Origin of the sequence: Arenibacter amylolyticus (assembly GCF_002150785.1) — a bacterium.
In the GTDB taxonomy this organism is placed as follows: domain Bacteria; phylum Bacteroidota; class Bacteroidia; order Flavobacteriales; family Flavobacteriaceae; genus Arenibacter; species Arenibacter amylolyticus.
Genome location: NZ_MTAZ01000006.1, coordinates 50969 through 76954, shown reverse-complemented (window position 1 = coordinate 76954; position 25986 = coordinate 50969). Strand labels below are relative to the sequence as shown.

General features: G+C 41.8%; 22 protein-coding genes. 13 read left to right on the top strand and 9 right to left on the bottom strand.

Features of this window, described 5'->3' with window-relative positions; translation table 11 throughout:
- Window positions 1-32: 32 nt before the first annotated feature.
- Window positions 33-1040, bottom strand: coding sequence for a recombinase RecA (recA, locus tag BV214_RS04150; RefSeq protein WP_086476228.1), 1008 nt, complete (start codon window positions 1038-1040; stop codon window positions 33-35).
- A 515-nt stretch (window positions 1041-1555) separates the two neighbouring features.
- Here recA and trhO point away from each other — a divergent pair.
- From trhO to BV214_RS04110, 8 genes are all read left to right on the top strand, one after another.
- Window positions 1556-2587, top strand: a complete 1032-nt coding sequence (trhO, locus tag BV214_RS04145) for an oxygen-dependent tRNA uridine(34) hydroxylase TrhO (protein ID WP_086476227.1) — start codon at window positions 1556-1558, stop codon at window positions 2585-2587.
- 130 nt (window positions 2588-2717) lie between these two features.
- On the top strand, window positions 2718-3887 hold the full coding sequence (locus BV214_RS04140) for a PSP1 domain-containing protein (RefSeq protein WP_086476226.1): 1170 nt from the start codon (window positions 2718-2720) through the stop codon (window positions 3885-3887).
- The gene (locus BV214_RS04135) at window positions 3880-4365 is read left to right on the top strand and encodes a gliding motility lipoprotein GldH (protein ID WP_086476225.1); all 486 of its coding nucleotides are present in this window, start codon (window positions 3880-3882) and stop codon (window positions 4363-4365) included. The genes BV214_RS04140 and BV214_RS04135 overlap by 8 nt, the downstream gene beginning before the upstream one ends.
- A gap of 4 nt (window positions 4366-4369) precedes the next feature.
- Window positions 4370-6712: a penicillin-binding protein 1A gene (locus tag BV214_RS04130; protein ID WP_086476224.1), complete on the top strand. Its 2343-nt coding sequence runs from the start codon at window positions 4370-4372 to the stop codon at window positions 6710-6712.
- Between the two features lie 133 nt (window positions 6713-6845).
- Complete coding sequence (locus BV214_RS04125; RefSeq protein ID WP_086476223.1) at window positions 6846-7547, top strand: CoA transferase subunit A; 702 nt, start codon at window positions 6846-6848, stop codon at window positions 7545-7547.
- Between the two features lie 276 nt (window positions 7548-7823).
- Entirely contained in the window at window positions 7824-8174 is a 351-nt protein-coding gene (locus BV214_RS04120) for a four helix bundle protein (protein ID WP_086476222.1), read from the top strand.
- An 87-nt stretch (window positions 8175-8261) separates the two neighbouring features.
- A complete protein-coding gene (locus BV214_RS04115) occupies window positions 8262-8915 on the top strand; it encodes a 3-oxoacid CoA-transferase subunit B (protein WP_086476221.1) in 654 nt (217 codons plus the stop codon).
- Between the two features lie 368 nt (window positions 8916-9283).
- The gene (locus BV214_RS04110) at window positions 9284-9799 is read left to right on the top strand and encodes a GNAT family N-acetyltransferase (protein ID WP_086476220.1); all 516 of its coding nucleotides are present in this window, start codon (window positions 9284-9286) and stop codon (window positions 9797-9799) included.
- 231 nt (window positions 9800-10030) lie between these two features.
- Here the strand turns inward: BV214_RS04110 and BV214_RS04105 are convergent, their stop codons facing one another.
- The 5 genes from BV214_RS04105 to BV214_RS04085 all read right to left on the bottom strand — a co-directional run bounded on the left by BV214_RS04105 (window position 10031) and on the right by BV214_RS04085 (window position 16254).
- The gene (locus tag BV214_RS04105; protein ID WP_086476219.1) at window positions 10031-10513 is read right to left on the bottom strand and encodes a very short patch repair endonuclease; all 483 of its coding nucleotides are present in this window, start codon (window positions 10511-10513) and stop codon (window positions 10031-10033) included.
- A gap of 184 nt (window positions 10514-10697) precedes the next feature.
- Window positions 10698-11444: a succinate dehydrogenase/fumarate reductase iron-sulfur subunit gene (locus tag BV214_RS04100; RefSeq protein WP_086476218.1), complete on the bottom strand. Its 747-nt coding sequence runs from the start codon at window positions 11442-11444 to the stop codon at window positions 10698-10700.
- A 68-nt stretch (window positions 11445-11512) separates the two neighbouring features.
- Window positions 11513-13528 (bottom strand): fumarate reductase/succinate dehydrogenase flavoprotein subunit, encoded by a 2016-nt coding sequence (locus tag BV214_RS04095; protein WP_086476217.1) that lies wholly within the window; start codon window positions 13526-13528, stop codon window positions 11513-11515.
- 17 nt (window positions 13529-13545) lie between these two features.
- Window positions 13546-14220, bottom strand: coding sequence for a succinate dehydrogenase cytochrome b subunit (locus BV214_RS04090; RefSeq protein WP_086476216.1), 675 nt, complete (start codon window positions 14218-14220; stop codon window positions 13546-13548).
- Window positions 14221-14514: 294 nt separating this feature from the next.
- Window positions 14515-16254, bottom strand: coding sequence for a M28 family peptidase (locus BV214_RS04085; protein WP_086476215.1), 1740 nt, complete (start codon window positions 16252-16254; stop codon window positions 14515-14517).
- A gap of 294 nt (window positions 16255-16548) precedes the next feature.
- Between BV214_RS04085 and BV214_RS04080 the strand changes: the two genes are divergently transcribed.
- On the top strand, window positions 16549-17847 hold the full coding sequence (locus tag BV214_RS04080; protein ID WP_086476246.1) for an aminopeptidase P family protein: 1299 nt from the start codon (window positions 16549-16551) through the stop codon (window positions 17845-17847).
- A 65-nt stretch (window positions 17848-17912) separates the two neighbouring features.
- Here BV214_RS04080 and brnQ read toward each other — a convergent pair whose 3' ends face one another.
- Window positions 17913-19205, bottom strand: coding sequence for a branched-chain amino acid transport system II carrier protein (brnQ, locus tag BV214_RS04075; RefSeq protein WP_086476214.1), 1293 nt, complete (start codon window positions 19203-19205; stop codon window positions 17913-17915).
- 261 nt (window positions 19206-19466) lie between these two features.
- On the opposite strand from brnQ, the gene BV214_RS04070 reads away from it, so the two are divergent.
- On the top strand, window positions 19467-19718 hold the full coding sequence (locus tag BV214_RS04070) for a hypothetical protein (RefSeq protein WP_086476213.1): 252 nt from the start codon (window positions 19467-19469) through the stop codon (window positions 19716-19718).
- Window positions 19719-19859: 141 nt separating this feature from the next.
- Here BV214_RS04070 and thiL read toward each other — a convergent pair whose 3' ends face one another.
- Together thiL and BV214_RS04060 are read right to left on the bottom strand one after the other, a co-directional pair.
- A complete protein-coding gene (gene thiL / locus BV214_RS04065) occupies window positions 19860-20903 on the bottom strand; it encodes a thiamine-phosphate kinase (RefSeq protein WP_086476212.1) in 1044 nt (347 codons plus the stop codon).
- Window positions 20904-21129: 226 nt separating this feature from the next.
- Window positions 21130-22587: a Gfo/Idh/MocA family protein gene (locus BV214_RS04060; protein WP_086476211.1), complete on the bottom strand. Its 1458-nt coding sequence runs from the start codon at window positions 22585-22587 to the stop codon at window positions 21130-21132.
- 486 nt (window positions 22588-23073) lie between these two features.
- On the opposite strand from BV214_RS04060, the gene BV214_RS04055 reads away from it, so the two are divergent.
- The 3 genes from BV214_RS04055 (at window position 23074) to sufC (ending at window position 25841) form a co-directional block, all read left to right on the top strand.
- A complete protein-coding gene (locus BV214_RS04055) occupies window positions 23074-23403 on the top strand; it encodes a HesB/IscA family protein (protein WP_086476210.1) in 330 nt (109 codons plus the stop codon).
- A 165-nt stretch (window positions 23404-23568) separates the two neighbouring features.
- The gene (gene sufB / locus BV214_RS04050) at window positions 23569-25014 is read left to right on the top strand and encodes a Fe-S cluster assembly protein SufB (protein WP_086476209.1); all 1446 of its coding nucleotides are present in this window, start codon (window positions 23569-23571) and stop codon (window positions 25012-25014) included.
- A 74-nt stretch (window positions 25015-25088) separates the two neighbouring features.
- Window positions 25089-25841 (top strand): Fe-S cluster assembly ATPase SufC, encoded by a 753-nt coding sequence (gene sufC, locus BV214_RS04045; protein ID WP_086476208.1) that lies wholly within the window; start codon window positions 25089-25091, stop codon window positions 25839-25841.
- The last annotated feature ends 145 nt before the right edge of the window (window positions 25842-25986 follow it).

The following is a 25986-nucleotide window of genomic DNA, read 5'->3' as shown; positions in this document are numbered from 1 at the left end:
AATCCCGAATAAATCGGGATTTTTTTTAATTCTTATGAATTTACTGTTTTGATGGCGTCCACAATTTTGCCTTCTAGTTCTTCCAGCAATTCGGGATTGTCCAACAACAGATTTTTAACGGCATCTCTTCCCTGCCCCAGCCTGGTATCACCATAGCTAAACCAAGAACCGCTTTTCTTAATAATTTCGAACTCCACTCCCAAGTCAATGATCTCTCCTACCTTGGAAATTCCTTCGCCATACATAATATCAAACTCGGCGGTCCTAAATGGAGGAGCCACTTTATTCTTTACAATTTTCACCCTGGTTTTGTTTCCTTGCACTCCACCATCGGTATCCTTTATCTGGGTAGACCTCCTAATATCCAATCGCACAGAAGCGTAGAACTTAAGGGCGTTTCCACCAGTAGTAGTTTCTGGGTTACCAAACATCACCCCAATCTTCTCCCTTAACTGGTTAATAAAAATTACGGTGCAATTGGTTCTACTAATAGAACCTGTTAATTTTCTAAGCGCCTGTGACATTAATCGGGCATGGAGTCCCATTTTGGAATCCCCCATCTCCCCTTCAATCTCACTCTTAGGCGTTAAAGCCGCCACGGAATCTATCACCACTATATCGATCGCTCCGGATCTAATAAGGTTATCGGCAATTTCCAATGCCTGCTCCCCGTGGTCTGGCTGGGAAATAATTAAGTTATCTATATCTACCCCTAATTTTTGGGCATAAAATCTATCAAAAGCATGCTCCGCATCAATAAATGCGGCTATTCCCCCATTTTTTTGGGCTTCTGCCATGGCATGCAAGGTAAGGGTAGTTTTACCGGAAGATTCCGGTCCGTAAATTTCAATAACCCTTCCGCGTGGGTATCCACCAACACCCAATGCAACATCCAATCCCAAAGACCCAGAGGATATTACCTCTACATCTTGGACTACGCTATCCCCCATCTTCATTACGGCTCCTTTACCGTAAGTTTTATCTAATTTATCTAGGGTTAGTTTTAATGCTTTTAATTTTGCTTCTTTTTCAGAACTCATCTTCGTATTGTATTAGGGTCGCTAAAATACCATTTCTTTTTGCATAATGCCATCTAAAAAGCGGATTTTATACGGGGTGATCTCTTAGCCTGCATGGTCCCTTAGGACACTTATGAACAAGAACCGTATTAGGCACGGGATCTTTAATCGGCTAGGCAACACCTAACGCAAGCAACTGTAACCTAGCTACTTCAAAAATAAATCCAACTTTTTTTTTACCAAATACGCAACCTTTTTCAAATACTCACATCTAACTATTAACTAACTCAAATTAGGTTGCTTATTGTTTTTGGTAGGACAATAAGGGTTGAAGGTCAATATCACATCAAAAGTCTATGAAAAAGAGGTTTTGGTATTGACTAAATTAAAAAGGGTCTTGAACGTTCAAGACCCTTTTTTTATACCACAGCTCGCTCTGCGCGACTTAAAAATAGCTTAATTGCTTTTATACCCTCCCTAGATGTCTTAATTTTGCACTTTTAATAATATCTTTTAACTTAAACTATTGGTATAGCATGCAACTGTACAATACACTAAGTGCAAAGGAAAGAGAAGTTCTTATAGAGGAAGCTGGGGAAGACCGGCTAACAATCTCTTTCTACAAATATGCACACATTGGCAATCCGGCCATTTTTAGAAATCACTTATTTATTCATTGGAACGAATTGGATGTCTTAGGCCGTATTTATGTGGCCCATGAAGGAATAAATGCCCAGTTGTCCGTTCCTGCAACAAACTTCACGAAGTTTAAGTCACACTTGGACAGTATTTCGTTCTTGGAAAACGTTCGTTTAAACATCGCTATTGAACAAGACAACAAATCTTTCCTTAAGCTAAAAGTGAAGGTTAGAAAGAAAATTGTAGCCGATGGACTAAACGATGCTACTTTTGATGTTACCAACAAAGGTATTCATGTAGATGCAGAGAAGTTCAATGCGCTTATTGAAGATCCAGATACCATTTTGGTAGATATGCGCAACCATTACGAAAGCGAAATTGGCCATTTTAAAAATGCCCTCACCCCAGATGTAGATACCTTTAGGGACTCTTTAGACATTATAGAACAGGACCTAGCAGCGCACAAGGAAGACAAAAAACTGGTTATGTATTGCACCGGCGGTATACGATGCGAAAAGGCCAGTGCTTATTACAAGCACAAAGGTTTTCAACAAGTATATCAATTAGAAGGAGGTATTATAGAGTACACCAGACAGGTACGGGAGAAAAACCTAGAAAACAAGTTCTTAGGTAAGAATTTTGTGTTCGATCACAGGCGCGGGGAACGCATTACAGACCATGTAATTGCCAACTGCCATCAGTGCGGCGCTCCCAATGACACCCATGTTAACTGCGCCAACGAAGCCTGTCACTTATTATTTATCCAATGCGAATCCTGTGCGGAAAAGATGAACAATTGCTGCTCCAAGGAATGTATGGACATACATGCCTTGCCTTATGAAGAGCAGAAAAAATTGCGGAGAGGTAAGGTAGTAAGCAATAAGATCTTTAAAAAAGGAAGGTCCGAAGTACTTACCTATAAGCGGTAGGGATCTAAATGTATCTAGCGGCACTCTTTCTTTTCATCGCTTAAAAAAAACACTATCTTTACGGTTGATAAAAATTATGAACCTTTTTCGGTGACAGTATTACTTTCTTCACCGAACCAACATATTAATTATGGGTTGCAGCAGTTGTTCAACCGGTAAGGACGGACAGCCAAAGGGATGCAAGAACAATGGGACTTGTGGCACCGATGGCTGTAATAAATTGACGGTATTTGATTGGCTTTCCAATATGTCGCTACCAAATGGGCAAAAACCATTTGATTGCGTGGAAGTCCGCTTTAAAAATAGTAGAAAAGAATTCTTTAGAAACTCTGAAAATCTTTCGCTTTCCATCGGGGATGTGGTGGCCACCCAGGCTGCCTCTGGACACGATGTAGGCATTGTTTCCCTTACGGGGGAATTGGTGCGGGTGCAGATGAAGAAGAAGAAAGAGGATTATAACAATCCCCAACTCCCTGTGGTGTATCGGAAAGCCACACAGAAGGATATCGATAAATGGCAAAAATGTAGAGACCGCGAAGAGGAAATAAAGAAGAGGGCCCGAGAAATTGCCATTCTTTTAAACCTGGAAATGAAAATTTCGGATGTGGAATTTCAAGGGGATGGTTCCAAAGCCACCTTTTATTATACTGCGGAAGATCGGGTAGATTTTAGGCAGTTAATCAAGGACATGGCCAAGGCATTCAGAATCCGCATAGAAATGCGGCAGATTGGCTATAGGCAGGAAGCACAGCGCCTAGGTGGGATTGGATCTTGCGGAAGGGAATTGTGTTGTTCTACTTGGTTAACCGACTTTAGATCTGTTAGCACCTCGGCCGCACGTTACCAGCAGCTTTCCCTAAATCCGCAGAAATTAGCCGGACAATGCGGAAAGTTAAAATGCTGCCTCAACTACGAACTAGATGTATATTTAGATGCCCTAAAAGATTTCCCTAGTCAAGACACCAGACTCTTCACAGAGAAAGGGGTAGCCTTTTGTCAAAAAATTGATATTTTTAAAGGATCCCTGTGGTTCTCCTATAAAAGCGATCCGGCCAATTGGCACGAGCTAACCAAAAATCAGGTTGCTGAAATAAAGGAGAAAAACAAGAAAAAGGAAAGTGTAACCAGTTTGGAGGAATACACCCTAACCAATGTGGAGCGCGATGAAAAAGTGTTCGAAAATGTAGTAGGACAGGACAGCCTTACGCGTTTTGACGCTCCCAAAAGATCTAGAAATAAAAAAAGGAGTAAAAAAAGAAGAAAGTCCAACTACAAAAAAAGACCTTCCAATAATGCTTAGAGGCATAGCGTTACTAATGCTGGTCAGTTTAATGGTTTCCTGTGACGGACAGACCGTTAAATCTGCCTATACCCCTACCAACAATGGGGTGTGGCACAAGGACAGCATAATTCAGTTTAACTTTTCCGGTCTAGATACGGTACAACCCTTTAATGTGTTTATCAACATTAGGAACGATCAGACCTACCCCTATAGCAATTTATTCCTTATTGCCGAGCTGCAAAGTCCGCTGGGCGACCTAGTAAGGGATACCTTGGAATACGAGATGGCCCTGCCCAATGGCGAATGGTTAGGGAGTGGCCACGGTAGTTTAAGAGAAAATAAATTGTGGTATAAGGAAAACATCGTTTTCCCAGCCTCTGGCGTATATACCTTAAAAGTTTCCCATGCCATGCGCAAAAATGGCCAAGTAGAAGGCATTGAAGCACTGGAGGGTATAACCGATGTAGGATACCAAATAGAAAAAATTAATCCGTAGGCCCATGGCGACCGCAAAAAAAACAACGAAAAAGAAAGGAAAAAGCTTCTCAAAATTCATCTTATGGTTCTGGATCCTGTTCATTACCGGAATCCTATCCGTGGTTTTGATATTCTATATTACCGCTTGGGGAGCTTTTGGCCCCATGCCAGAATACGAGCGTTTGGAAAACCCACAAACCAATCTCGCCAGTGAGATCATTTCCTCGGACGGGGAAACCCTGGGAAAATTTTACCTGGACGACAACCGGACAGATGTAAATTATGAAGACCTACCAAAGACTTTGGTACAAGCCCTAATTGCTACCGAGGATGCCCGCTTTTACCAACATTCCGGTATCGATGCTCGGGGTACTTTAAGAGCCGTTGTATTTTTGGGAAAAAGAGGGGGAGCAAGTACCATTTCACAACAATTGGCCAGACAACTATTTGTTGGGGTACGCTCTAAGAATTTATACGAGACCATTACTCAAAAACTAAAGGAGTGGGTCCTAGCAACTAGGTTAGAGCGCAGCTATACCAAAGAAGAGATCATCAAAATGTATCTCAATATTTATGACTTTAACTATAATGCCGATGGCATTCGGTCGGCTGCAAGAATTTATTTCGGGAAGGAGCCCAGTAACCTAAAGATTGAGGAATCGGCCGTTTTGGTGGGTATGCTAAAAAACTCTTCCTACTATAATCCCTTGCGAAGGGAAAAACTGGTATTGGATCGTAGAAATACCGTCTTGGCACAAATGGCCAAATACAACTATATCACGGAAAAGGAAAAAGACTCCCTACAGGCCTTAAAAATGGACATCAATTTTAGTCCGGAATCGCATAGGGAAGGGATTGCCACCTATTTTAGGATGTACCTACAAGGCTTTATGCGTAAGTGGATAGCAGAAAATCCCAAACCAGCCATCGAAGGGGAACGCGACAAATGGAATATCTATTTGGACGGTCTTAGAATCTATACCACCATTGATTCCCGTATGCAAAAAAATGCCGAAGAGGCCGTGGAGGAGCATATGAAACGACTACAGGCAGAGTTTTTCCATCAAAACACACCACAAAGGAACAAAACAGCGCCTTTTATAGAGGAATTTCCAGGAGAAATAGATCGTATCATGGAAAGAGGAATGAAAACCTCGGACCGTTGGCGAATCATGAAGGCGGAAGGCAAATCTGAAAAGGAAATCAGGGAATCTTTTACCAAGAAGACCGAGATGACCGTTTTTGATTGGAATAGTGAGACCATGGAGAAGGATACCATCATGACTCCCCTAGACTCCATTCGCTACTACAAATCCTTTTTAAGGGCAGCCATGATGTCCATGGAGCCACAAACAGGCCATGTAAAGGCATGGGTAGGCGGACTCAATTACAAGCATTTTCAGTACGATAATGTATACCAAGGAGCGAGACAGGTAGGATCTACCTTTAAGCCCTTTGTATATGCTGCCGCCATAGACCAATTAAGATTATCGCCCTGCGACGTGCTTCCGGACAATCAATATTGTATTGAAGCCAATAAACACGGAAACCCTGACCCATGGTGTCCTAAAAACTCCAATGCACAATATTCTGGGGAAATGCTTACCCTTAAGGATGCCCTAGCAAATTCTGTTAACACTATCACCGCACAGTTAATAGACAAGGTAGGCCCCAAAGCGGTTATAGATATTGCTAAAAACCTGGGGATTACCGGCCACATCCCAGAGGTTCCCTCCATTGCCTTGGGTAGTGCAGATCTCAACGTTTATGAGATGGTGGGCGCCTATGGAGCCTTTGCCAACCAAGGCGTATATGTAAAACCGGTAATGGTTACTAGAATAGAGGATAAGAACGGGACCGTATTGTTCGAATATGTACCCGAGACTAGGGATGTGCTCAGTAAAGACGTATCCTATGCAATGATAGACCTTATGTCTAGCGTCACCCAGGGAGGATCCGGAACAAGGTTAAGAACCAGAGGTGCTGAAAAATGGAACAAGATGTACGATGAAATCATCACTGGGTATCCCTACGAATTTGACAATCCTATAGCGGGTAAAACAGGGACTTCCCAAAATCAGACCGATGGTTGGTTTATGGGAATGGTGCCTAATTTGGTCACCGGAGTATGGGTTGGTGGCGAGGATAGGGCCACCCATTTTAGAACCATCACCTACGGACAGGGAGCCTCCATGGCACTACCCATTTGGGGATTGTACATGAAAAAGAACTACGCAAACGAAGAATTGGGAGTTTCCAAAGGCGAATTTGAAAAACCTGAGGAATTATCTATCAACGTAGATTGTAGCAAAACCACCGAAGAAGAAGAACAGGATATAGACATGGAAGACGATCTGAATTTCTAGGATCTACCTCCTATCATTTAATAAAGACGCCCTAGCTTTTTACCGAAAGTTAAGGGCGTTTTTTGATTAAAATCCCGTATTTTAGGAGAAAGGAAGCAACGAATAAATGAACCACCTATAAAATATGGCTTAAATGATACGGAAAACAGTAGCAAACGTAGAAGAGGCACTCAAGGGTGTCCAAGATGGAATGACACTAATGCTTGGCGGATTCGGATTGTGTGGTATCCCCGAAAATGCGATCTCAGAATTAGTAAAAATGGGCATCAAGGACCTCACCTGCATATCCAATAATGCCGGGGTAGACGATTTTGGGCTAGGACTGCTATTACACAAAAAACAGATTAAAAAAATGATATCGTCCTACGTAGGCGAGAACGACGAGTTTGAACGACAAATGCTCAGTGGGGAATTGGATGTAGAGCTTACTCCACAGGGCACCTTGGCAGAAAAATGCAGGTCGGCACAAGCAGGCTTTCCCGCTTTTTACACTCCAGCAGGCTATGGGACCGAAGTGGCAGAAGGAAAGGAAACCAGGGAATTTAACGGTAAAATGTACGTGCTAGAAGAAGCTTTCAAGGCCGATTTTTCCTTTGTAAAGGCTTGGAAAGGCGATGAGGCAGGTAATCTCATATTTAAAGGAACCGCCCGTAATTTTAATCCCGTTATGTGCGGCGCTGCGAAGATTACAGTAGCAGAAGTGGAAGAGTTACTTCCCGCAGGTTCCCTAGATCCCAATCAAGTACATGTTCCCGGTATCTTTGTACAACGGATCTTTCAAGGCACCAATTACGAAAAACGCATTGAGCAGTTGACGGTTAGAAAAAAAGGATAAGAAATGTAACAATGAAATCAATGTAGCAATGTAGCAATGAAAAACTAATTTAATGTGGAAATGGAAGTCAATGTAGCAATGTGAAAATGGAATAAGGTAACAATGAGGCCTTGAATTAGTGTGAAAATGTTACAACGGAAGTCAATGTAGCAATTAAATACTAAAACCATGTGGAAATGCACCGATAGATACTAATATTAATATAGTAATGAACATTATTATTACTATGGAAATTTTAAACAATATAGAAATGTAACTATTCATTATTTTATCAAAATGCTAAAAAAGGAAAATATTGCAGTTACAAAGTCTATCAACTGTGCACTTATGATTATTGATTTCTGTGAACGTCTAAAAAAAGAAGAAAAGTATGTTGTAGCAGGACAATTATTAAAATCGGGAACCAGTATAGGAGCAAATGTTCATGAAGCTCAAAATGCTGAAAGTAGGACTGACTTTATACACAAAATGAAAATCGCCGTAAAGGAATTGGAAGAAACCAAATATTGGCTTATTTTATGTGAAAGGTCACCATCTTATCCTTTCGACAAAAACCTGAAGAAAAACATTGATGAATTAGGATTGATATTATATAAAATCATAAGCACCAGTAAAAGGAATTTATAGTAGATTTTTTCAATAGTCAATGAGGATAGCCAGTTGCTATATAATTTCATTAATAAATTGATACATTGGTAAATCATTACATTAATTATGTTGGACAAAAACGGAATCGCAAAGCGAATAGCAAAAGAAGTAAAGGACGGATATTATGTAAATCTGGGAATTGGCATACCCACTCTGGTGGCTAATTTTGTTAGGGATGATATTAGCGTAGAGTTTCAAAGTGAGAATGGCGTTTTGGGCATGGGGCCCTTTCCACTGGAAGGGGAGGAGGATGCCGATATAATAAATGCAGGTAAACAAACCATCACCACCTTACCGGGAGCCTCCTTTTTTGACTCTGCGACGAGTTTTGGAATGATTCGGGGGAAACATGTAGACCTCACCATCCTAGGCGCTATGGAAGTCGCTGAAAACGGAGATATAGCCAACTGGAAAATACCAGGTAAAATGGTGAAGGGAATGGGGGGCGCTATGGACTTGGTTGCCTCTGCAGAAAACATCATAGTCGCCATGATGCATACCAACCGCCAAGGAGAATCTAAATTATTAAAACGCTGCAGCTTACCACTCACTGGGGTAGGATGTGTTAAGAAAATAGTAACCAATTTGGCCGTGCTAGAAGTTGTTTCCAACGGTTTTAAACTCTTGGAAAGGGCGCCTGGAATTACGGTAGAGGAAATAAAAAAAGCCACCCAAGGGAACTTAATTGTGGAAGGAACCATCCCTGAAATGGAACTCTAAAACAGGGGTTACCCATTACACCTCAACCACTTACACAATTAACTCACAACAAATACCATGGGTTTCACAACAAATAGTATTGGAACTACCTAAGATCTAGTATATTGATCCTATCATATAAACATACCTACGACAATCAATTACTCTAAAACTTAACCACCATGGACGCCCAAATGAATCATGCCCCAACCCAAGAAAAAATTCAGGTTTATCAGAACGACTTCTATCAAGGAACCCTAAGATTAATCAAAAAGTTATTTATGCTTTAAGATAGCAAACCCCACTTATAAAACGGCAATGCATCACAGCTTGCCGTTTTTTGTTTTTAAGACAGCCCGTAAAATATTATTTTTAATATAAAATAATATATGGAGCTAACCCTATCCCTTTGCACCCTTAAGAACTTAGACACCCTGATAGCCATAGGGAAACGCACCTTTACGGAATCGTTCCAAGAACAGAATAATCCGGACGACTTTAACGATTACTTGGAATCGGCCTTTAGTAAAGCGACCATTTTAAGTGAACTGAAAGATCCCAACACCTCGTTTTATTTTGTTTATAGGGGCACCATAAAGGTAGGGTACTTTAAAATTAACAAAGCTGCATCCCAAACGGATATTAAGGACGACAATGCCATAGAACTGGAGCGCATTTATGTACTAAAGGAACATCAGGGGCAGCGTATTGGCAACTACATCTTAAACTGGGTTATGGATTATGCCCGCTCCAAAAACAAAAGATATGTATGGCTGGGGGTTTGGGAACGCAATGCCAAGGCCATCGATTTCTATAGACGGTATGGATTTGTAAAGTTTGGAACACACCCCTATTATATTGGCAAGGATCGGCAAACGGACTGGCTAATGCGGTACGATTTATAGCGCCATCCAAGGAATATCCATCAGCTTCCCTTATCCGAAACAACGACTACCCCATAACTGCAAATTGAGAAGCTACTTGTATTTTTTGGCAACCTTTTGCTAGGAGATACCAAGCCAATAACAGCACGTCTAGCAAGCTATTATTGTATAGACACCCTTAAACTAGGCCACACATCACAACCACTATTAAAATGGCCTATTTTAGTTTTCTTGCCTTATACCTGCCCCTTTTCATGACAAATTAGGATCCATACTCCTCAAATGAGAGATGACCGATTGCAAACAATGATCAAATTCCTTGGAGATTTGTTGTGCCCAAAATCTAAACACCTTATATCCCAATTCCTTCAAAGCCCCATTCACTTCCTCATCCCGTTGGATATTACGCTCTATTTTTGGAATCCAAAACTCCCTATTGGTCTTAATCTTTTGTTTTCGCTCCCCCCAATTATATCCATGCCAATATTCACCATCAATAAAGATCACCGTTTTATACTTATTGAGTACAATGTCCGGCCTTCCTATTAATTTTTTATAATCGATCCGGTACCTATAACCCGCCCTCCACAACGCCTTTCTAAAAGCCAACTCGGGCTTTGTGTCCTTAGCGCGTATCCTACCCATTATTTTGGAGCGTTCAGGAGTAGTATAAAACCCCGATTCCTCGTTAAAGCGAGGGACTATAATCCGATTAGGTGGATACTTTTTGGGCATATTTAAAGATAAAAAATATTATTCTGAATAAATAGCTCTAGGGGTATCCTAAAATTTTTCTACGTACCAAAAAAGGGAATCGCAACCCATGGCATACGGAATTATAGCAACAAAAAAATCCCAAGCTCCAGTAATTGGTGCTTGGGATTCAGTGTTTTAATGATCTATCTACAGGAGGGGATGACTACCCCTTTACATTCGCCTTAAAATACTCTCTATTTAAACGAGCTATATTCTCCAAGGAGATCCCTTTTGGGCATTCTACCTCACAAGCGCCCGTATTGGTGCAGTTTCCAAAACCTTCCAGATCCATTTGTGCCACCATATTCTTCACTCGGTCCACAGCTTCTACCTGTCCTTGTGGCAATAGGGCGTACTGGGATACTTTGGCTCCTACAAACAACATAGCTGAAGCGTTTTTACAGCTGGCCACACAGGCACCACAACCGATACAGGTAGCTGCATCCATCGCCTTGTCCGCTGCGTGCTTATCAATAGGAATAGCATTCGCATCCTGGGTATTTCCGGAAGTGTTCACGGAAATATACCCTCCTGCTTGCTGTATTCTTTCAAAGGAACTACGATCTACCACCAAATCCTTGATCACCGGAAAAGCTTTGGCTCTAAACGGCTCTATGGTAATGGTATCGCCATCCTTAAAGGAACGCATGTGCAATTGGCAGGTGGTAATGCCTTTATCCGGACCATGGGCCTCGCCATTAATGTGCATGGAACACATCCCACAGATACCTTCCCTACAATCGTGATCAAAGGCAACCGGTTCTTCTCCCTTATTGATGATCTGTTCATTTAAGACATCCATCATCTCCAAGAAAGACATGTCTTTAGAAATATCAGACACTTGGTAATCTACCATTCTACCCTTGTCCTGAGATCCGTTTTGTCTCCAAATTTTTAATGTAAGATTCATATGTTAAGTATTGAGTATTGAGTATTGAGTATTAAGATTTCTTCTATCCTCTAATCTGTCAACACTACTTATTTATAACTCCTTTGTTTCAATTCTATATCCTTAAACTCCAATTCTTCTTTGTGTAGAACGGCATCGGAGGGTTCCCCCTTGTATTCCCATGCGGCCACAAAGGCAAATTCGGCGTCGTTACGCTTAGCCTCTCCTTTTTGCTCTCCTTCTAGCTCTACGGACTCTTCCCTAAAATGCCCGCCACAGGATTCCTCCCGCATCAGTGCGTCCTTGGCAAACAATTCTCCAAGCTCCAAGAAATCGGCCACACGACCCGCTTTCTCCAATTCCGGGTTCATTTCATCGGCTCTACCAGGTACTTTTACGCTTTTATAGAACTCCTCACGGATTTCCTTGATTTCTGAAATAGCCTTCTTTAAATCGGTCGCGTTCCTAGACATACCGCATTTATCCCACATTACCTTACCTAGTTTCTTATGGAAATAATCTACGGAATGGGTTCCCTTATTGTTGATAAATGCATTGATCCGATCTTTCACTGCTTTTTCAGCTTCATCAAATTCTGGCGTATCCGTTGGTATCTTCCCGGTCCTAATTTCGTGAGACAGGTAGTCTCCAATAGTATAAGGTAAAATAAAATACCCATCGGCCAAGCCTTGCATTAGCGCGGAAGCCCCCAAACGGTTAGCACCGTGATCGGAGAAGTTAGCCTCCCCAATACAGTACAGCCCCTCCACAGTAGTCATTAGGTTATAATCTACCCAGATACCGCCCATAGTATAGTGCGTAGCAGGATAAATCATCATTGGGGTCTTATATGGATTTTCATCCACAATTTTTTCGTACATCTGGAAAAGGTTCCCGTATTTAGCTCTTACGATTTCCTCTCCCAATTCGGTAATTTTTTCTTTGCTAGGATTGGTTAATCCATGAAGTTTTGCCTGCTCGTTTCCATAACGCTCAATAGCTGATTGGAAATCTAGGTAAACCGCTTCTCCTGTAGCATTTACCCCATAGCCAGCATCACATCTTTCCTTGGCTGCCCTAGAGGCAACGTCCCTTGGCACTAAGTTTCCGAAGGCTGGATATCTTCTTTCCAAATAATAATCCCTTTCCTCCTCACTTAGGTCAGTAGGCTTCTTCCTTCCCTCCCTAATAGCCAGTACATCTTCCATCTTTTTGGGAACCCAGATCCTTCCATCGTTACGAAGCGATTCTGACATCAGAGTCAATTTGGACTGATAATCGCCAGAACGAGGAATACAGGTAGGGTGAATTTGGGTGTAGCATGGGTTGGCAAAGAAGGCTCCTTTTTTATGTATTTTCCACGCTGCGGTAGCATTGGATCCCATGGCATTGGTGGAAAGGAAATACACGTTTCCATATCCTCCGGTAGCGATTACCACTGCATGTGCAGAATGGCGCTCTATTTCTCCGGTTACCAGGTTACGGGCAATAATACCCCTTGCCTTTCCATCAATTTTTACCACATCCAACATCTCGTGTCGGTTGTGCATTTCTATTTTTCCACGGGCAATCTGCCTGTTCATGGCAGAATAGGCTCCTAACAGCAATTGCTGTCCTGTTTGTCCTTTGGCATAAAAGGTACGGGAAACCAACACCCCTCCAAAAGAACGGTTGTCCAACAGTCCCCCATAGTCACGCGCAAACGGCACCCCTTGAGCAACACATTGGTCAATAATATTTGCAGATACTTCTGCTAAACGATATACATTCGCTTCTCGGGACCTATAATCGCCCCCTTTTACAGTATCGTAGAAAAGGCGGAAGGTAGAATCCCCATCCCCCTGGTAATTTTTAGCCGCATTGATCCCTCCTTGGGCAGCAATAGAGTGTGCCCTACGCGGTGAATCTTGATAGCAAAATGCTTTTACATTATATCCCAGCTCCGCCAAGGTTGCCGCAGCAGAACCTCCAGCCAACCCGGTCCCAACCACAATAATATCTATAGAGCGTTTGTTGGCGGGATTAACTAAGTTAATCTTATCCTTATAGTTTGTCCATTTATCCTTTAATGGCCCTTCTGGTACTTTAGAATCCAATACAGACATAGGTTTGTAGTATTATATTAATGGTTGAAATGGTGAAAAAGTGCAATGAAAATAAATCCTAATGGAATTAGGATAGCATATGCTTTTCCAAACCCTTTTAATCCTCTTGTGTATTTGTTATTGGCACCCACCGACTGAAATGCAGAACTAAATCCGTGTAACAAGTGAAGGGAAAGAAATACAAACCCTACACAGTAAAGTGCTACCCTCCAAATAGGAACAAACTTATGGGTTAGTTCCTCATAATATCGATAATCGCCATTCGGTAGCAACCCCGACATATCCCCTTGGATAAATTTGGTGTTGATTTCCGGAAACCAGAAATCGATAAAGTGAATGACTAAAAATATCAGAATAAATCCGCCACTCCAGATCATGTTTCTACTCATCCAAGTAGCATTGGCAGCGCCATTGTTGCGAACATACTTAACCGATCGGGCGTTCCTGTTCCTGATTTCCAGGATAAAACCCATCACAAAATGAAAAATAACCCCAAAGAGTAAGATTGGCTGCAATCCAAACTGGACTAATGGGTTAGTTCCCATAAAATGGGAGATTTCGTTAAAAGCATCCGGATTGAATACGGAAAGAATGTTAATTGCAAAATGTTGAACGATAAAAATCATCAAGAAAAAAGCGGAAAGTGCCATAGCGTACTTTCTGCCTATTGAGGAGTTAAAAAATCCACTCATTACGTTAGTTGTTTTAAATACAAATCTACTCTACAAAGCAGTTATTAACAAACTTTGTTTGCTTAATGTCCCATATTTAGAACCAATTTAAAGAAAAGGTTCCATTTTAGGAGAGATTTAGCCCTAAAAAGAGGGCTAGCCTATAAAAATACCGATTGTCCTAAAAAATTAAAAGAAACAGATTCCAAGCTGCATTTCACAGCACATCAATCGGAATTGTAAACAACACTTTCTTAATCCTTTACAGCACCTCACCTAAATAAATCTATAATACCTAAAACTTATACATCCCAATTAAGACCTTCCGTATTTATTATGCAATTCTGAAATAAAACTTTCTGCCTGCACTTCCAATACGGACTGAGCCATTAGAATTGCCTTTTCCACTATGGCAGTATTTCCTGAGTTACTAATATCTCGGGTAGCTTCAATTGCCTTTAGGTACCAATCTGCCCACGCCTGAATAATTTGCTCCTCATCTTTTGGTGAGGCTCCCTCTTTTACAGCGGCTTCACTCAATAAAAACTCTGTCGCCAAACGCTCTGTACCGGCTTCTTTCAGTAGCTCAATGAGGTCAACAGCCGTATAACTATCCCCATTTACCAAGGTAAGGGCACTCGCCAGCGCCGCCGTACTAACATTTCTAAGTGTTTCCTTAGACACCTTGTCCATGGTATCATTATCCGTATGATAAAATTGATCCGTAAAATGCCAAAGCAATAAGCCTGGTATATTGGCCCTTAAGAAAGGCATATGATCACTGCCCCCTTCATAGGGATTGGTTTTCACCACCCAATTAGCAAACTTGCCCTGATCTTTAAAGTTGTGCAGAATAAAATCATTTAAATAGTGGGGCTTCATATCCTCTAGGCTAAGCACTCTCCCACCCCATTCCGAATGCTGGTCCTTCCCTCGGGTCCAAATAGCACTGGGATCTGGCATTTTCTCAATTAAGAAACTACCCCCTGTTAATGCGGTGTTTTGCCCTACCATATCTAGGCTAATTCCCCATTTAATATTTTTTGCTCTCGCTTCATCCTCAACGATATACCGATTGGTAGATATAATCTCAACCCCCCATAAAAAGGTGATACTCCTGTAGGCATCTATGGTCTCGGAAGCTATGAGTTTGGCTGTGGTGATAGCCATTTCTAACTGGGCACCTACCCCAGATGCATTGTCATTTGCTCCAGGCTCCTGCACGTGTGCACTAAAAACGAGCCGTTCTTCCGGTAGTTCGGCCCCTCTAATATCGGCCACTAAGGTTAGGTCTTCCGAAGCATATAACTTGGTATCTACTTTCACCCTGGCACGTACCGGTCCGTTTTTCATGGCCGACACTAAATTCTCCTTAGCCTCAAAAGATAAGGCTATAGCCCATTTATTATCAGGATGGTAAGGCAGGCTCCGAAATTGGATGGAGGTCCTGTTTTTTTCTGGCTGTAAATAGCTAGGATTGTTATAACTCAACATTCCCAATGCGCCCTGTTCCAACACCCCTTGTTTATAGATTTCCGATACGCGTCTGGTATCCGTATATATAATTTTCCCTCGTACCGATTGGTTTTTTAATTCCTCCGCATCTGCAATATAGACCACCTCCCCAACAACTCCATTTTTAGGAGTAGCCGCAGAATTTATATAGACCATGTTCCGATTAGTAGCCTGACTAAGCAAGGGAGAAGAAGCCCCCACAAGACTTAACTCCGCATCCACTGGCTCCCAAGTAGGATGTTGAAGGGGCCGCTTTTCTACCCTATAAGTAAATCGGTCCAAAGCCGTTGCTTTTTCCTCCAGTACATAACCAGCAGCTTCCAACTCGGAGGCCAGCTTAAAAATACTTTTATCAAAGCCCGAGTTGCCCACTACCCGCCAGAATTGGGATACGTAAGCGGTGGTTTCATATGCCTTCTCTCCGTTAATGTTCTCTCGCAACAATTTAAAATAATCCTCGGTAGTAACCGCCGAACTTTTTTCTTGGGACCAGCCCATATTCATCGCGAGGAAAAAGAAAAAAACTAACTTTTTTGTCATATCAACATATTATTATAAACCGAAAGCCACCTTCACATGCGTACAGTTGGCCAAGGTGGTAAAAACCTTGCCGAAGATAGGATATTTTGAAATTTTGCAGAATGGAAGCCCTTCTTTTTAAAATGATTTGCTCCTTCTTGGCATTAAGCCTATCCTATTTCATAAATTTGCAAACATAATTAAAAACTGGTGCATAGTAATTAGGGACTACCGCCCTTTGTGCGGAATGATGACAACGCCACGTTCCCGCCCAAATAATTTTGGCAAGACCCTATGCCCATAAAAATATATCAGATGAAGTACGAGCAAATACCACAACAACTATTTGTAAAGAACCGCAAGAAGTTCATGGCCCAAATGAAGCCTAACAGCATTGCAGTATTCAATTCCAACGACATATACCCTATAGGCGCTGATAGCACCATGCCTTTTGAGCAAGATAGGGACCTTTTTTACCTCAGTGGTGCCGATCAGGAAGAAACCATTCTTTTACTTTTCCCGGATGCCCACGACAAAAAACACCGAGAAGTGTTATTTGTTAGGGAAACCAATGCCCATATTGCGGTCTGGGAAGGCGCTAAACTCACCAAAGAAAAAGCGACCGAGGTATCTGGAATAGAATCCATTTACTGGCTTACGGAATTTGACAAGGTATTCTTTGACCTAATGACCGAAGCAGACACCATTTATTTCAACACCAACGAACACTATAGACAATCGGTGGAAACCCAAACAAGGGAAGACCGATTTATAGAAAAGGTAAAAAAGGAATACCCTGCACACAATTGGGCAAAGAGTAATCCCATCCTACAGGAAATTCGAGGTGTTAAGGAGCCAGAGGAGATTGCGATTATACAAACGGCCTGTAACATCACCGAAAAAGGCTTTAGACGCTTACTACCTTTTGTAAAGCCAGGCGTATGGGAGTATGAAATTGAGGCTGAATTACTACATGAGTTTATCCGAAACCGATCCAAAGGATTTGCCTACACCCCTATTATTGCCTCTGGGAACAATGCTAATGTATTACATTACATAGAAAACAACAGGCAGTGCAAGGACGGCGACCTTTTGTTAATGGACGTAGCTGCAGAATATGCTAACTACTCCAGTGACCTTACCCGTACCATTCCCGTAAATGGAAGATTCACCCCTAGACAGAAGGAAGTATACGAAGCGGTTCTAAGAGTAAAGAATGAAGCTACTGCCATGTTGGTGCCAGGAACCATGTGGGCAGAATTCCACAAGGAAGTAGGTGATATAATGACATCGGAATTATTAGGACTAGGATTGCTAGACAAGGCCGATGTTCAAAATGAGGACAAGAATTGGCCTGCCTACAAAAAGTACTTTATGCACGGTACCAGTCACCACATAGGGTTAAACACCCATGACTATGGCCTGTTAAAATCCCCTATGAAAGCAAATATGGTATTTACCGTTGAGCCAGGCATCTACATCCCAGAAGAAGGTATGGGAGTTAGATTGGAAGACGACGTGGTAATCCAGGAAAATGGTGCCCCATTTAATCTAATGGCCAATATTCCGATTGAAATAGAGGAGATTGAAGAACTGATGAACACTAAGGGATAAGAAAATTCACAGCATAGCAATTCTAAAAGAGCCAGCGAACTGGCTCTTTTTTATTTTAAACACTTTTACGCTCCAATTCCGCTCTTGGAACTAGTGGCCTTATCAAGGACATTCGCAATTATAAATGCCACCAACGCAGGCAGCACCCATCCTAATTGATAATCACTAAAGGGAATCCACCCAAAAATATCGGTATTTATATCCACAAAGCTTAAGGTTCCCAAAAAGTCGGGAATACTAAAGACAAAGGTCGCCAGCACAACTTTTTTAAATACCCTGGGAGACGCCCATCTATCCGGGACTAGATTTAACAGGATCAACACAATGGTAATAGGATAGATAAACATTAGTGCTGGCAAGGCAATAGTTATAATATATCCCACATTAAACTGCCCTATTAAGATTCCTAGCAAACAGCCAATGATTGCCGTGGCTAGATATCCGTAATACCATCGCGAGAATTTTGCCTTAATAAAATCGGCCGCCCCAGTTACAATTCCCACTGCGGTAGTAAAACACGCCAAACTTACCAAGATGCTTAAGAAAATATTAGCCGTATTCCCTAGCGTTAAACTACTTATTCCGGTAAGTAGTTCGGTTCTACTGACACCCCCCATAAAATGATCTTGTTGCAATGCTCCGGTAAGTATCAGCCCCGCATAAATCAAGAACAGCGCGAGTCCGGCCAACCAGCCCGATCTTTTAATCAATCTTTTTTTGGCCTCGTAGGGCGCCTTGGACCTTAGGTTAATAGAAACAATGATAACACCTCCAACCACCAATGCCGCAATAGCATCGAACGTCTGGTATCCTTCCAAAATACCGAGGCTCAACGGATTCACAATAGACGATTTCTCAAATGCAAAATCGAGGTCCATTATGGTGATTCCTATGATGGCCAACAATATAAATATGATAGCAGGAGTAAGTAGTTTACCAAGAATATCCAAAATTTTGGAACGATTCATTACAAACACAAATACCAGAGAAAAATAAAGGATACTTGTAGTAAGGGACGAAACATTAAAGAATGGCTGTATGGCAATTTCATGGGTTACTGATGCGGTACGCGGGGAGGGAAGGCCAACAGCTATAGCATAAATAGCAAAGGAATAGACCATACTAAAGGCTGGAGACACCTTCTTTCCAAAATCGAATATAGTCCCTTGCAATTTCGCATGAGCCAGGATTCCAAAGATGGGCACCAAGACTGCCGAAATGGCAAAGCCCAAGGCCACCAACCACCATAATTCCCCAGATTTGAAACCCAAAAAAGGGGGTAAGATTAGGTTGCCCGCCCCAAAAAATAGGGAAAACATAGCAAAAGTAGTAATCAGCGTCTCTTTATTCTTAAGCATACTGGCAAATTTCGGCGAAAGATAGGATAAAAACCAATTAGTATAAAACTTAACTTCAGCTTCAATAAACAACCGTTCATCGAAAACATGTGTATTTTGTAGGTAAAATCAAAAAAAGATATAAGACACACTCAATAATTTTTAAATTAACCCGTTAGAGTGTTGTTAAGCATGAAAAGTATTGCTTTAACCACCAACCAATACGTTTAATATACAGCTACGGATCCAAACCCGTATCATCCCCAACTAACCCCCAACATTATGAAAAACAACATCAACCACTACGCCAACAGACTTAGCACCTTTTTCTGCGCTATTTTTGGACATCATTATGCAGTGACCAAGATTATTACCTCCCACATTAAGGAGTACCAATGCGTTCACTGCAATAAGGAAGTCACTACGGATGCCAATGGCAATCTCTCCGAACTGACCCCTAAACAACAGGATATCAATAATACCTTGCAGCACATTTACCAAAAAAGACATGGGGCAGACCAACAGGTTGCATAGCCACTAAAGGCTACCCACCATCGGCGGAGTAGACTGATAACGACTAACATTCCTGAAGATAGAAGGCCTAAGATTTGTTTAAACTGCCCCCCCCCTAGACAGCAACAATAAACCAGCCATCAGTTTTCGGGAATTTTTTGTTTAGGTAAAGGAGTTCCACCCCTGGGCGGTTATTGGAATCTTAGTATTGGCACGGGAAATTAAATGGGCTCCTTCCTTGTGATCTGTCATATGTCCAATTACCGAAAAATGGGGATTCCCCTTTATCTTAGGGAAATCTTTTTGATCTATGGTAAACAACAGCTCATAATCCTCTCCTCCACTCAGGGCTACCAACGTACTGTCAATTTTAAACTCTTCACAGGCCGAAATAACGGTTGGATCCAGTGGAATTTTATCTTCATACAGATTACACCCCACCTCACTTGCCTTACAAATATGCAATATCTCTGAGGAGAGCCCATCACTAATATCAATCATGGCAGTAGGTTGAATTTCCAATTTTGCCAACAAGCCTTTTACATCCTTTCTGGACTCAGGCTTTAACTGTCGCTCTATGATATAGGTATATGGGGAAAGATCTGGTTGGTTGTTGGGATTCACCTTAAACACTTCTTTTTCCCTTTCTAACACCTGCAGACCACAATACGCTCCGCCCAAATCTCCAGAAACCACCAACAAATCATTGGGCTTAGCCCCACTTCTATAGGTAATATCGGCCTCGTTTGCTTCCCCAATGGCCGTTACACTAATGATCATCCCTTTGGTAGAAGAAGTAGTGTCTCCGCCAATTAAATCTACTTTATAAATTTTTGCTGCCAAGGCAACTCCTGCATAAAACTCCTCCAAAGCTTCCAGGGGGAACCTATTGGAAACCGCAATAGACACCGTAATTTGAGTTGCTACGGCATTCATGGCGTATATATCCGATAAGTTCACCATTACCGACTTATAGCCCAGGTGCTTCAAGGGCATATAACTGAGATCAAAATGCACTCCTTCTACCAGCATATCCGTAGAAACCACCACCTTTTTATCGCTAAAATAGAGCACAGCGGCATCATCCCCGATTCCTTTTACGGTAGAACTTTGTTGTATTTCAAAGTTTTGAGTAAGGTGCTGGATTAATCCAAATTCTCCCAGCTCCTCTAGACTTGTCTTTTCTTGATTCTTATCTTCTAACATGCTGCAAAAGTAAGGAGGAAATTTATTTATTGCCCCTTTTGCGCTAAATATTGAGAAGAGGCGCCTATATTTTAGAAATACTATTTTATTCATTACTCCCCTAAGACTACCTGCCGCAATTTAACAGGTATTTTGTACTGCAAGTCGATAGCAAGGTCGCTTACAAAATAAAACGCCAGCCTTTTCAAGAAAGACTGGCGTTTTAATATTCTAATTACGGGAGTTCCTAACCCAAGGAGTAGCCTTCCCTATAATTTCGTTTCACGTATTTATTGGCGGCATCAAAATTGCTCACCTTCATATTTTCTGCATCCCACAGAAGTCGCTTTCTACCATAATACTGAGAACCACCGCTCCAGAACCCTTTGTTTTCTGCATTAGGATCTACCTCAAAATAGGCCTTAAGCGCCAAGTTCCCAATAAGGATACTTTCGGTAAAAGGACCAGCATAATCGAAAGAAGAACTGGTTTCCGCATTTCCGTAGCCGGCCATACAAGCATTTACCCACTGCAAGTAGTGTCCTTCAGGCACCCTAGCTATGGTTTCTTCCACTTCAAACTGTTCGTTTAAGCTTAAGGGAAGCAATCTAGGATTAGCGCCATAACAATCTGCCATTAACTTTCCTTTGGTGCCTATAAATAGCACACCACCATCCCAGTTACCCATTGGCTCGTCATCGCCCATTTCCTCTGGACGCTCTGGAAGCAATCCGCCATCCATCCAGGTAACCTTTACTTTCCCTTTACCATCGGTTCTAGGGTAGCTTAGGTGTATTTTACTGGAGTTGGGGAAGCTTTTTGGGTAATCGGCAGTTTCAAACTTCCCTTTAAAGGAATCGGACACACTACACTCTACTTGGTCTGGGTATAGAATGGGGAGAATTCTATAAACTGGGTCCATAATATGGCAAGCCATATCCCCTAGGGCACCCGTTCCAAAATCTGACCAGCCCCTCCAATCAAACGGAAGATACGCATCGTTATAGTCGCGCATTTCTGCAGTTCCTAACCACAGGTCCCAATTAAGCCCCTTGGGAATCCGGTCTTTTTTAGTAGGTGTTTGCAAGGCTTGGGGCCATATAGCCCTATTGGTCCAACATTTAACGGTATGCACTTCTCCAATGATCCCGGTATCGTAAATCTCCTTCATTTTTCGGACTCCATCCCCGGAGCCTCCTTGGTTCCCCATCTGGGTAACCACCTTGTATTTTTTAGCCGCTTCGGTAAGCATTCTTGCTTCCCAAATATCATGGGTCAACGGTTTTTGAACATACACGTGCTTCCCCATCTGCATGGCCATATAGGCCTGAACTGCGTGATTGTGATCTGGTGTAGATACGGAAACAGCATCAATGGTATTTCCTTCCTTCTCCAGCATCTCCCTAAAATCTGCATAATACTTGGCCTTTGGGAAGTTCTTTCTGGAATCTACGGATTGCCTATCGTCCACATCACAAAGCCCCACAATATTAACATTTGGGCTTTCAGCAAAAGAAGTAAGATCACTCCTTCCCTTTCCACCAACTCCAATGCCGGCAATGTTTAATTTATCACTTGGGGCAACAAACCCAGGGCCGCCCAAAACATGCCTTGGAACGATCATAAACCCGGCAGTTGCCAGCCCGGTCCCCTTTATAAAATCCCTCCGGGATTTACTGCTAAACGTGGTTTTTTTGTTGGACATAACTTTAGTTATTTTTTTGGTTTTTTAAAAATGCTGTTGAATTTAAAGGTTTTTTTTTAAACGATATACGGATCAAGGAACTATTTTTTCACCAATCCATTGGTTGCGGCAATTCATAGACCCCATCCAAAATTGACACCACCTCCTATCCCCTAATTTCCTTTAAGGTTAAATCGGAGCACAACTTACTACATTCCTACAATATAAAAAAACAACCTCCTTTCTTATCATTATCCCACCAACTCCCTAGGCTATTTATCAATCACATAATTATACAGGGCAATTCCCCATAAATTAGCAGCGAATAAAATTGGAAAAACTTTGGTTAAATCAGTCCAGCTGGGACTTTCAAACCGCTTGCCATACGCTTATCCTTCCCATAGAGAAATCTAATACCCCTATTGGCTAGATTAATGTTGTAAAGTATGGTAAAACCCTTCTTATGTAGTATCTTTGCAATCTAATTTAGATTAAATCCAATTAACAATGATTAAAGTATCTGAAACAGCAAGAGAAAGGGTAACGGCCCTGATGCGCGAAGGAGGCTTTGATGCAAGCACCGACTATGTGAGGGTAGGAGTTAAAAGCGGCGGATGCAGCGGATTGTCCTATGAGCTGAATTTTGACAAAACGATTGGAGAGGACGACAAAATGTTTGAGGATAATTCCGTGCGTATCGTAGTGAATAAAAAAAGCTTTTTATACCTCGTAGGCACGGTCCTGGAATATTCTGGCGGACTTAACGGTAAAGGATTTGTCTTTAAAAACCCCAATGCGCAAAGGACTTGCGGATGTGGGGAAAGTTTTTCCCTGTAAAGCATCAAAGGGAAACAAAGCAAATGCATCCAAGCTTGGAAATGTCTTTACCAGCGAAAAATAATCAATCATCACCAAGAGCATTTGTTAGATTATAAAATTTGTTAATAAGAGTAACGGTTAAGTTACAACCTACCCTCTTTCTAACTCGTTAACTTATATGAAATGGCATACACAGAAGAAGAATTAAAAAAAGAATTAGAAACCAAGGAGTATGAGTATGGTTTCTATACAGATATTGAATCGGATACCTTTCCAAAGGGATTGAACGAGGAGGTCGTTATTGCCATCTCCAAAAAGAAAGAGGAACCAGAGTGGATGACCCTATGGAGGCTAAAGGCATTTAAGATTTGGAAAGAGATGGTAGAGCCCGAGTGGCCAAACGTAAAGTATGAGAAGCCAGACTTCCAGGATATCTCCTATTACTCTGCACCCAATGTAAAACCAAAATACGATAGTTTGGACGAGGTGGATCCAGAGCTTCTGGACACTTTTAACCGTTTGGGGATTTCATTGGAGGAACAAAAGAAGTTGGCAGGGGTAGCCGTGGATATTGTGATGGACTCTGTTTCTGTAGCTACTACCTTCAAGGAGACCTTGGCAGAAAAAGGAATTATTTTCTGTTCTATTTCCGATGCTATTAAGAACCATCCGGAATTGGTCAAGAAATACATCGGTACCGTGGTTCCACAAACGGACAATTTTTATGCAGCCTTGAACTCGGCCGTATTCTCGGACGGATCTTTCTGCTACATCCCAAAAGGAGTTCGCTGCCCCATGGAACTATCTACCTACTTTAGAATTAACCAAGCTGGTACCGGACAGTTCGAGAGAACTTTGGTAGTTGCAGACGAGGATAGTTATGTAAGCTATTTGGAAGGATGTACCGCCCCCTCCCGTGACGAAAACCAATTGCATGCGGCCGTTGTAGAACTTATCGCCTTGGATGGTGCTGAGATAAAATACTCCACTGTTCAAAACTGGTTCCCAGGAACCAAAGAAGGAAAAGGCGGTGTCTTTAACTTTGTAACCAAGAGGGGTATTTGTGAAAAGAACGCGAAAATTTCTTGGACACAGGTAGAAACCGGATCTGCCGTTACATGGAAGTATCCTTCTTGTATCCTTAAGGGAGACAATTCTATTGGGGAATTTTATTCCGTTGCCGTTACCAACAATCACCAACAGGCTGATACCGGTACAAAGATGATCCATTTAGGGAAAAACACCAAGAGTACCATTATCTCTAAGGGGATCTCCGCAGGGCACTCTCAAAATAGTTACCGAGGATTGGTACAGGTGGGTAGTAGGGCCGAAAACGCTAGAAACTTTTCCCAGTGTGATTCCTTATTGATGGGGAATGATTGTGGCGCCCATGCCTTCCCATATATTGAAGCCAAGAATAAATCCGCAATGATAGAACACGAGGCCACGACCAGTAAAATTGGGGAGGATCAGATTTTCTATTGTAACCAAAGGGGAATTGATACTGAAAAAGCCATTGCCCTTATCGTAAATGGGTTTAGTAAGGAAGTATTGAACAAATTACCTATGGAATTTGCTGCGGAAGCCCAAAAATTATTGGAAATAAGCTTAGAGGGCTCAGTAGGATAAACCATCAACCCCGTAGAATGGGAAATAAAAAAATCTGGATTAAAAAAACACTATAACGAGAAAAATAGTTTAAAATGCTAAAAATCACAAACTTACACGCCAACATAGAGGGCAAAGAAATATTAAACGGAATCAATTTAACCGTGAATGCTGGGGAAGTACATGCCATTATGGGACCAAACGGTTCTGGTAAAAGTACCTTGGCCTCTGTTATTGCAGGAAAAGAAGAGTTTGAAGTTACCCAAGGAGAAATTACCATGGATAATGAGAGTTTGGAAGAGCTATCTCCCGAGGAAAGAGCTCATAAGGGTGTATTCCTTTCCTTCCAATATCCTGTAGAGATTCCAGGGGTATCGGTTACCAACTTTGTTAAAACCGCTATCAACGAATCTAGAAAAGCTCAGGGCTTGGAGGAAATGAGCGCAAAGGAAATGTTGCAATTACTACGTGAGAAATCCGAGTTGTTGGGGATCGATAGAAAATTCTTATCACGTTCATTGAACGAAGGCTTTTCTGGAGGGGAAAAGAAACGAAACGAAATATTCCAAATGGCTATGTTAGAGCCAAAATTGGCCATCTTGGACGAAACAGACTCTGGTCTGGATATTGACGCGCTAAGAGTTGTTGCCAATGGGGTAAATACTCTTAAGAGTAAGGACAATGCTGTAATATTGATTACCCACTACCAGCGCTTGTTAGAATACATAGTTCCAGATTTTGTACACGTACTTTACAATGGTAAGATCGTGAAGTCCGGCACCAAGGAACTGGCATTGGAGTTAGAGGAAAAAGGATATGATTGGCTAAAGCCAGAGACGGTGATCTAATACCACCGTCTGCGGTTCCAGATCTTAATGCAAAAAGGCCGTAAATTGCAAGTATCCTCTTGTTGTAGGCGTGACGGGCCTCAAGTGGTTAAAACCATAAATCCCGTTAATAGCCAGGATTTTAACAAGCGAAGTCTGAGCCTCA

Coding starts and splice junctions, on each gene's coding strand:
- BV214_RS04080 (WP_086476246.1), top strand. CDS start 16,549: ATGAAGTACGAGCAAATACCACAACAACTATTTGTAAAGAACCGCAAG.
- BV214_RS04105 (WP_086476219.1), bottom strand. CDS start 10,513: ATGCCCAAAAAGTATCCACCTAATCGGATTATAGTCCCTCGCTTTAAC.
- BV214_RS04060 (WP_086476211.1), bottom strand. CDS start 22,587: ATGTCCAACAAAAAAACCACGTTTAGCAGTAAATCCCGGAGGGATTTT.
- BV214_RS04130 (WP_086476224.1), top strand. CDS start 4,370: ATGGCGACCGCAAAAAAAACAACGAAAAAGAAAGGAAAAAGCTTCTCA.
- BV214_RS04095 (WP_086476217.1), bottom strand. CDS start 13,528: ATGTCTGTATTGGATTCTAAAGTACCAGAAGGGCCATTAAAGGATAAA.
- BV214_RS04140 (WP_086476226.1), top strand. CDS start 2,718: ATGGGTTGCAGCAGTTGTTCAACCGGTAAGGACGGACAGCCAAAGGGA.
- sufB (WP_086476209.1), top strand. CDS start 23,569: ATGGCATACACAGAAGAAGAATTAAAAAAAGAATTAGAAACCAAGGAG.
- trhO (WP_086476227.1), top strand. CDS start 1,556: ATGCAACTGTACAATACACTAAGTGCAAAGGAAAGAGAAGTTCTTATA.
- recA (WP_086476228.1), bottom strand. CDS start 1,040: ATGAGTTCTGAAAAAGAAGCAAAATTAAAAGCATTAAAACTAACCCTA.
- BV214_RS04135 (WP_086476225.1), top strand. CDS start 3,880: ATGCTTAGAGGCATAGCGTTACTAATGCTGGTCAGTTTAATGGTTTCC.
- BV214_RS04115 (WP_086476221.1), top strand. CDS start 8,262: ATGTTGGACAAAAACGGAATCGCAAAGCGAATAGCAAAAGAAGTAAAG.
- sufC (WP_086476208.1), top strand. CDS start 25,089: ATGCTAAAAATCACAAACTTACACGCCAACATAGAGGGCAAAGAAATA.
- BV214_RS04055 (WP_086476210.1), top strand. CDS start 23,074: ATGATTAAAGTATCTGAAACAGCAAGAGAAAGGGTAACGGCCCTGATG.
- BV214_RS04120 (WP_086476222.1), top strand. CDS start 7,824: ATGCTAAAAAAGGAAAATATTGCAGTTACAAAGTCTATCAACTGTGCA.
- BV214_RS04085 (WP_086476215.1), bottom strand. CDS start 16,254: ATGACAAAAAAGTTAGTTTTTTTCTTTTTCCTCGCGATGAATATGGGC.
- brnQ (WP_086476214.1), bottom strand. CDS start 19,205: ATGCTTAAGAATAAAGAGACGCTGATTACTACTTTTGCTATGTTTTCC.
- BV214_RS04110 (WP_086476220.1), top strand. CDS start 9,284: ATGGAGCTAACCCTATCCCTTTGCACCCTTAAGAACTTAGACACCCTG.
- thiL (WP_086476212.1), bottom strand. CDS start 20,903: ATGTTAGAAGATAAGAATCAAGAAAAGACAAGTCTAGAGGAGCTGGGA.
- BV214_RS04070 (WP_086476213.1), top strand. CDS start 19,467: ATGAAAAACAACATCAACCACTACGCCAACAGACTTAGCACCTTTTTC.
- BV214_RS04100 (WP_086476218.1), bottom strand. CDS start 11,444: ATGAATCTTACATTAAAAATTTGGAGACAAAACGGATCTCAGGACAAG.
- BV214_RS04125 (WP_086476223.1), top strand. CDS start 6,846: ATGATACGGAAAACAGTAGCAAACGTAGAAGAGGCACTCAAGGGTGTC.
- BV214_RS04090 (WP_086476216.1), bottom strand. CDS start 14,220: ATGAGTGGATTTTTTAACTCCTCAATAGGCAGAAAGTACGCTATGGCA.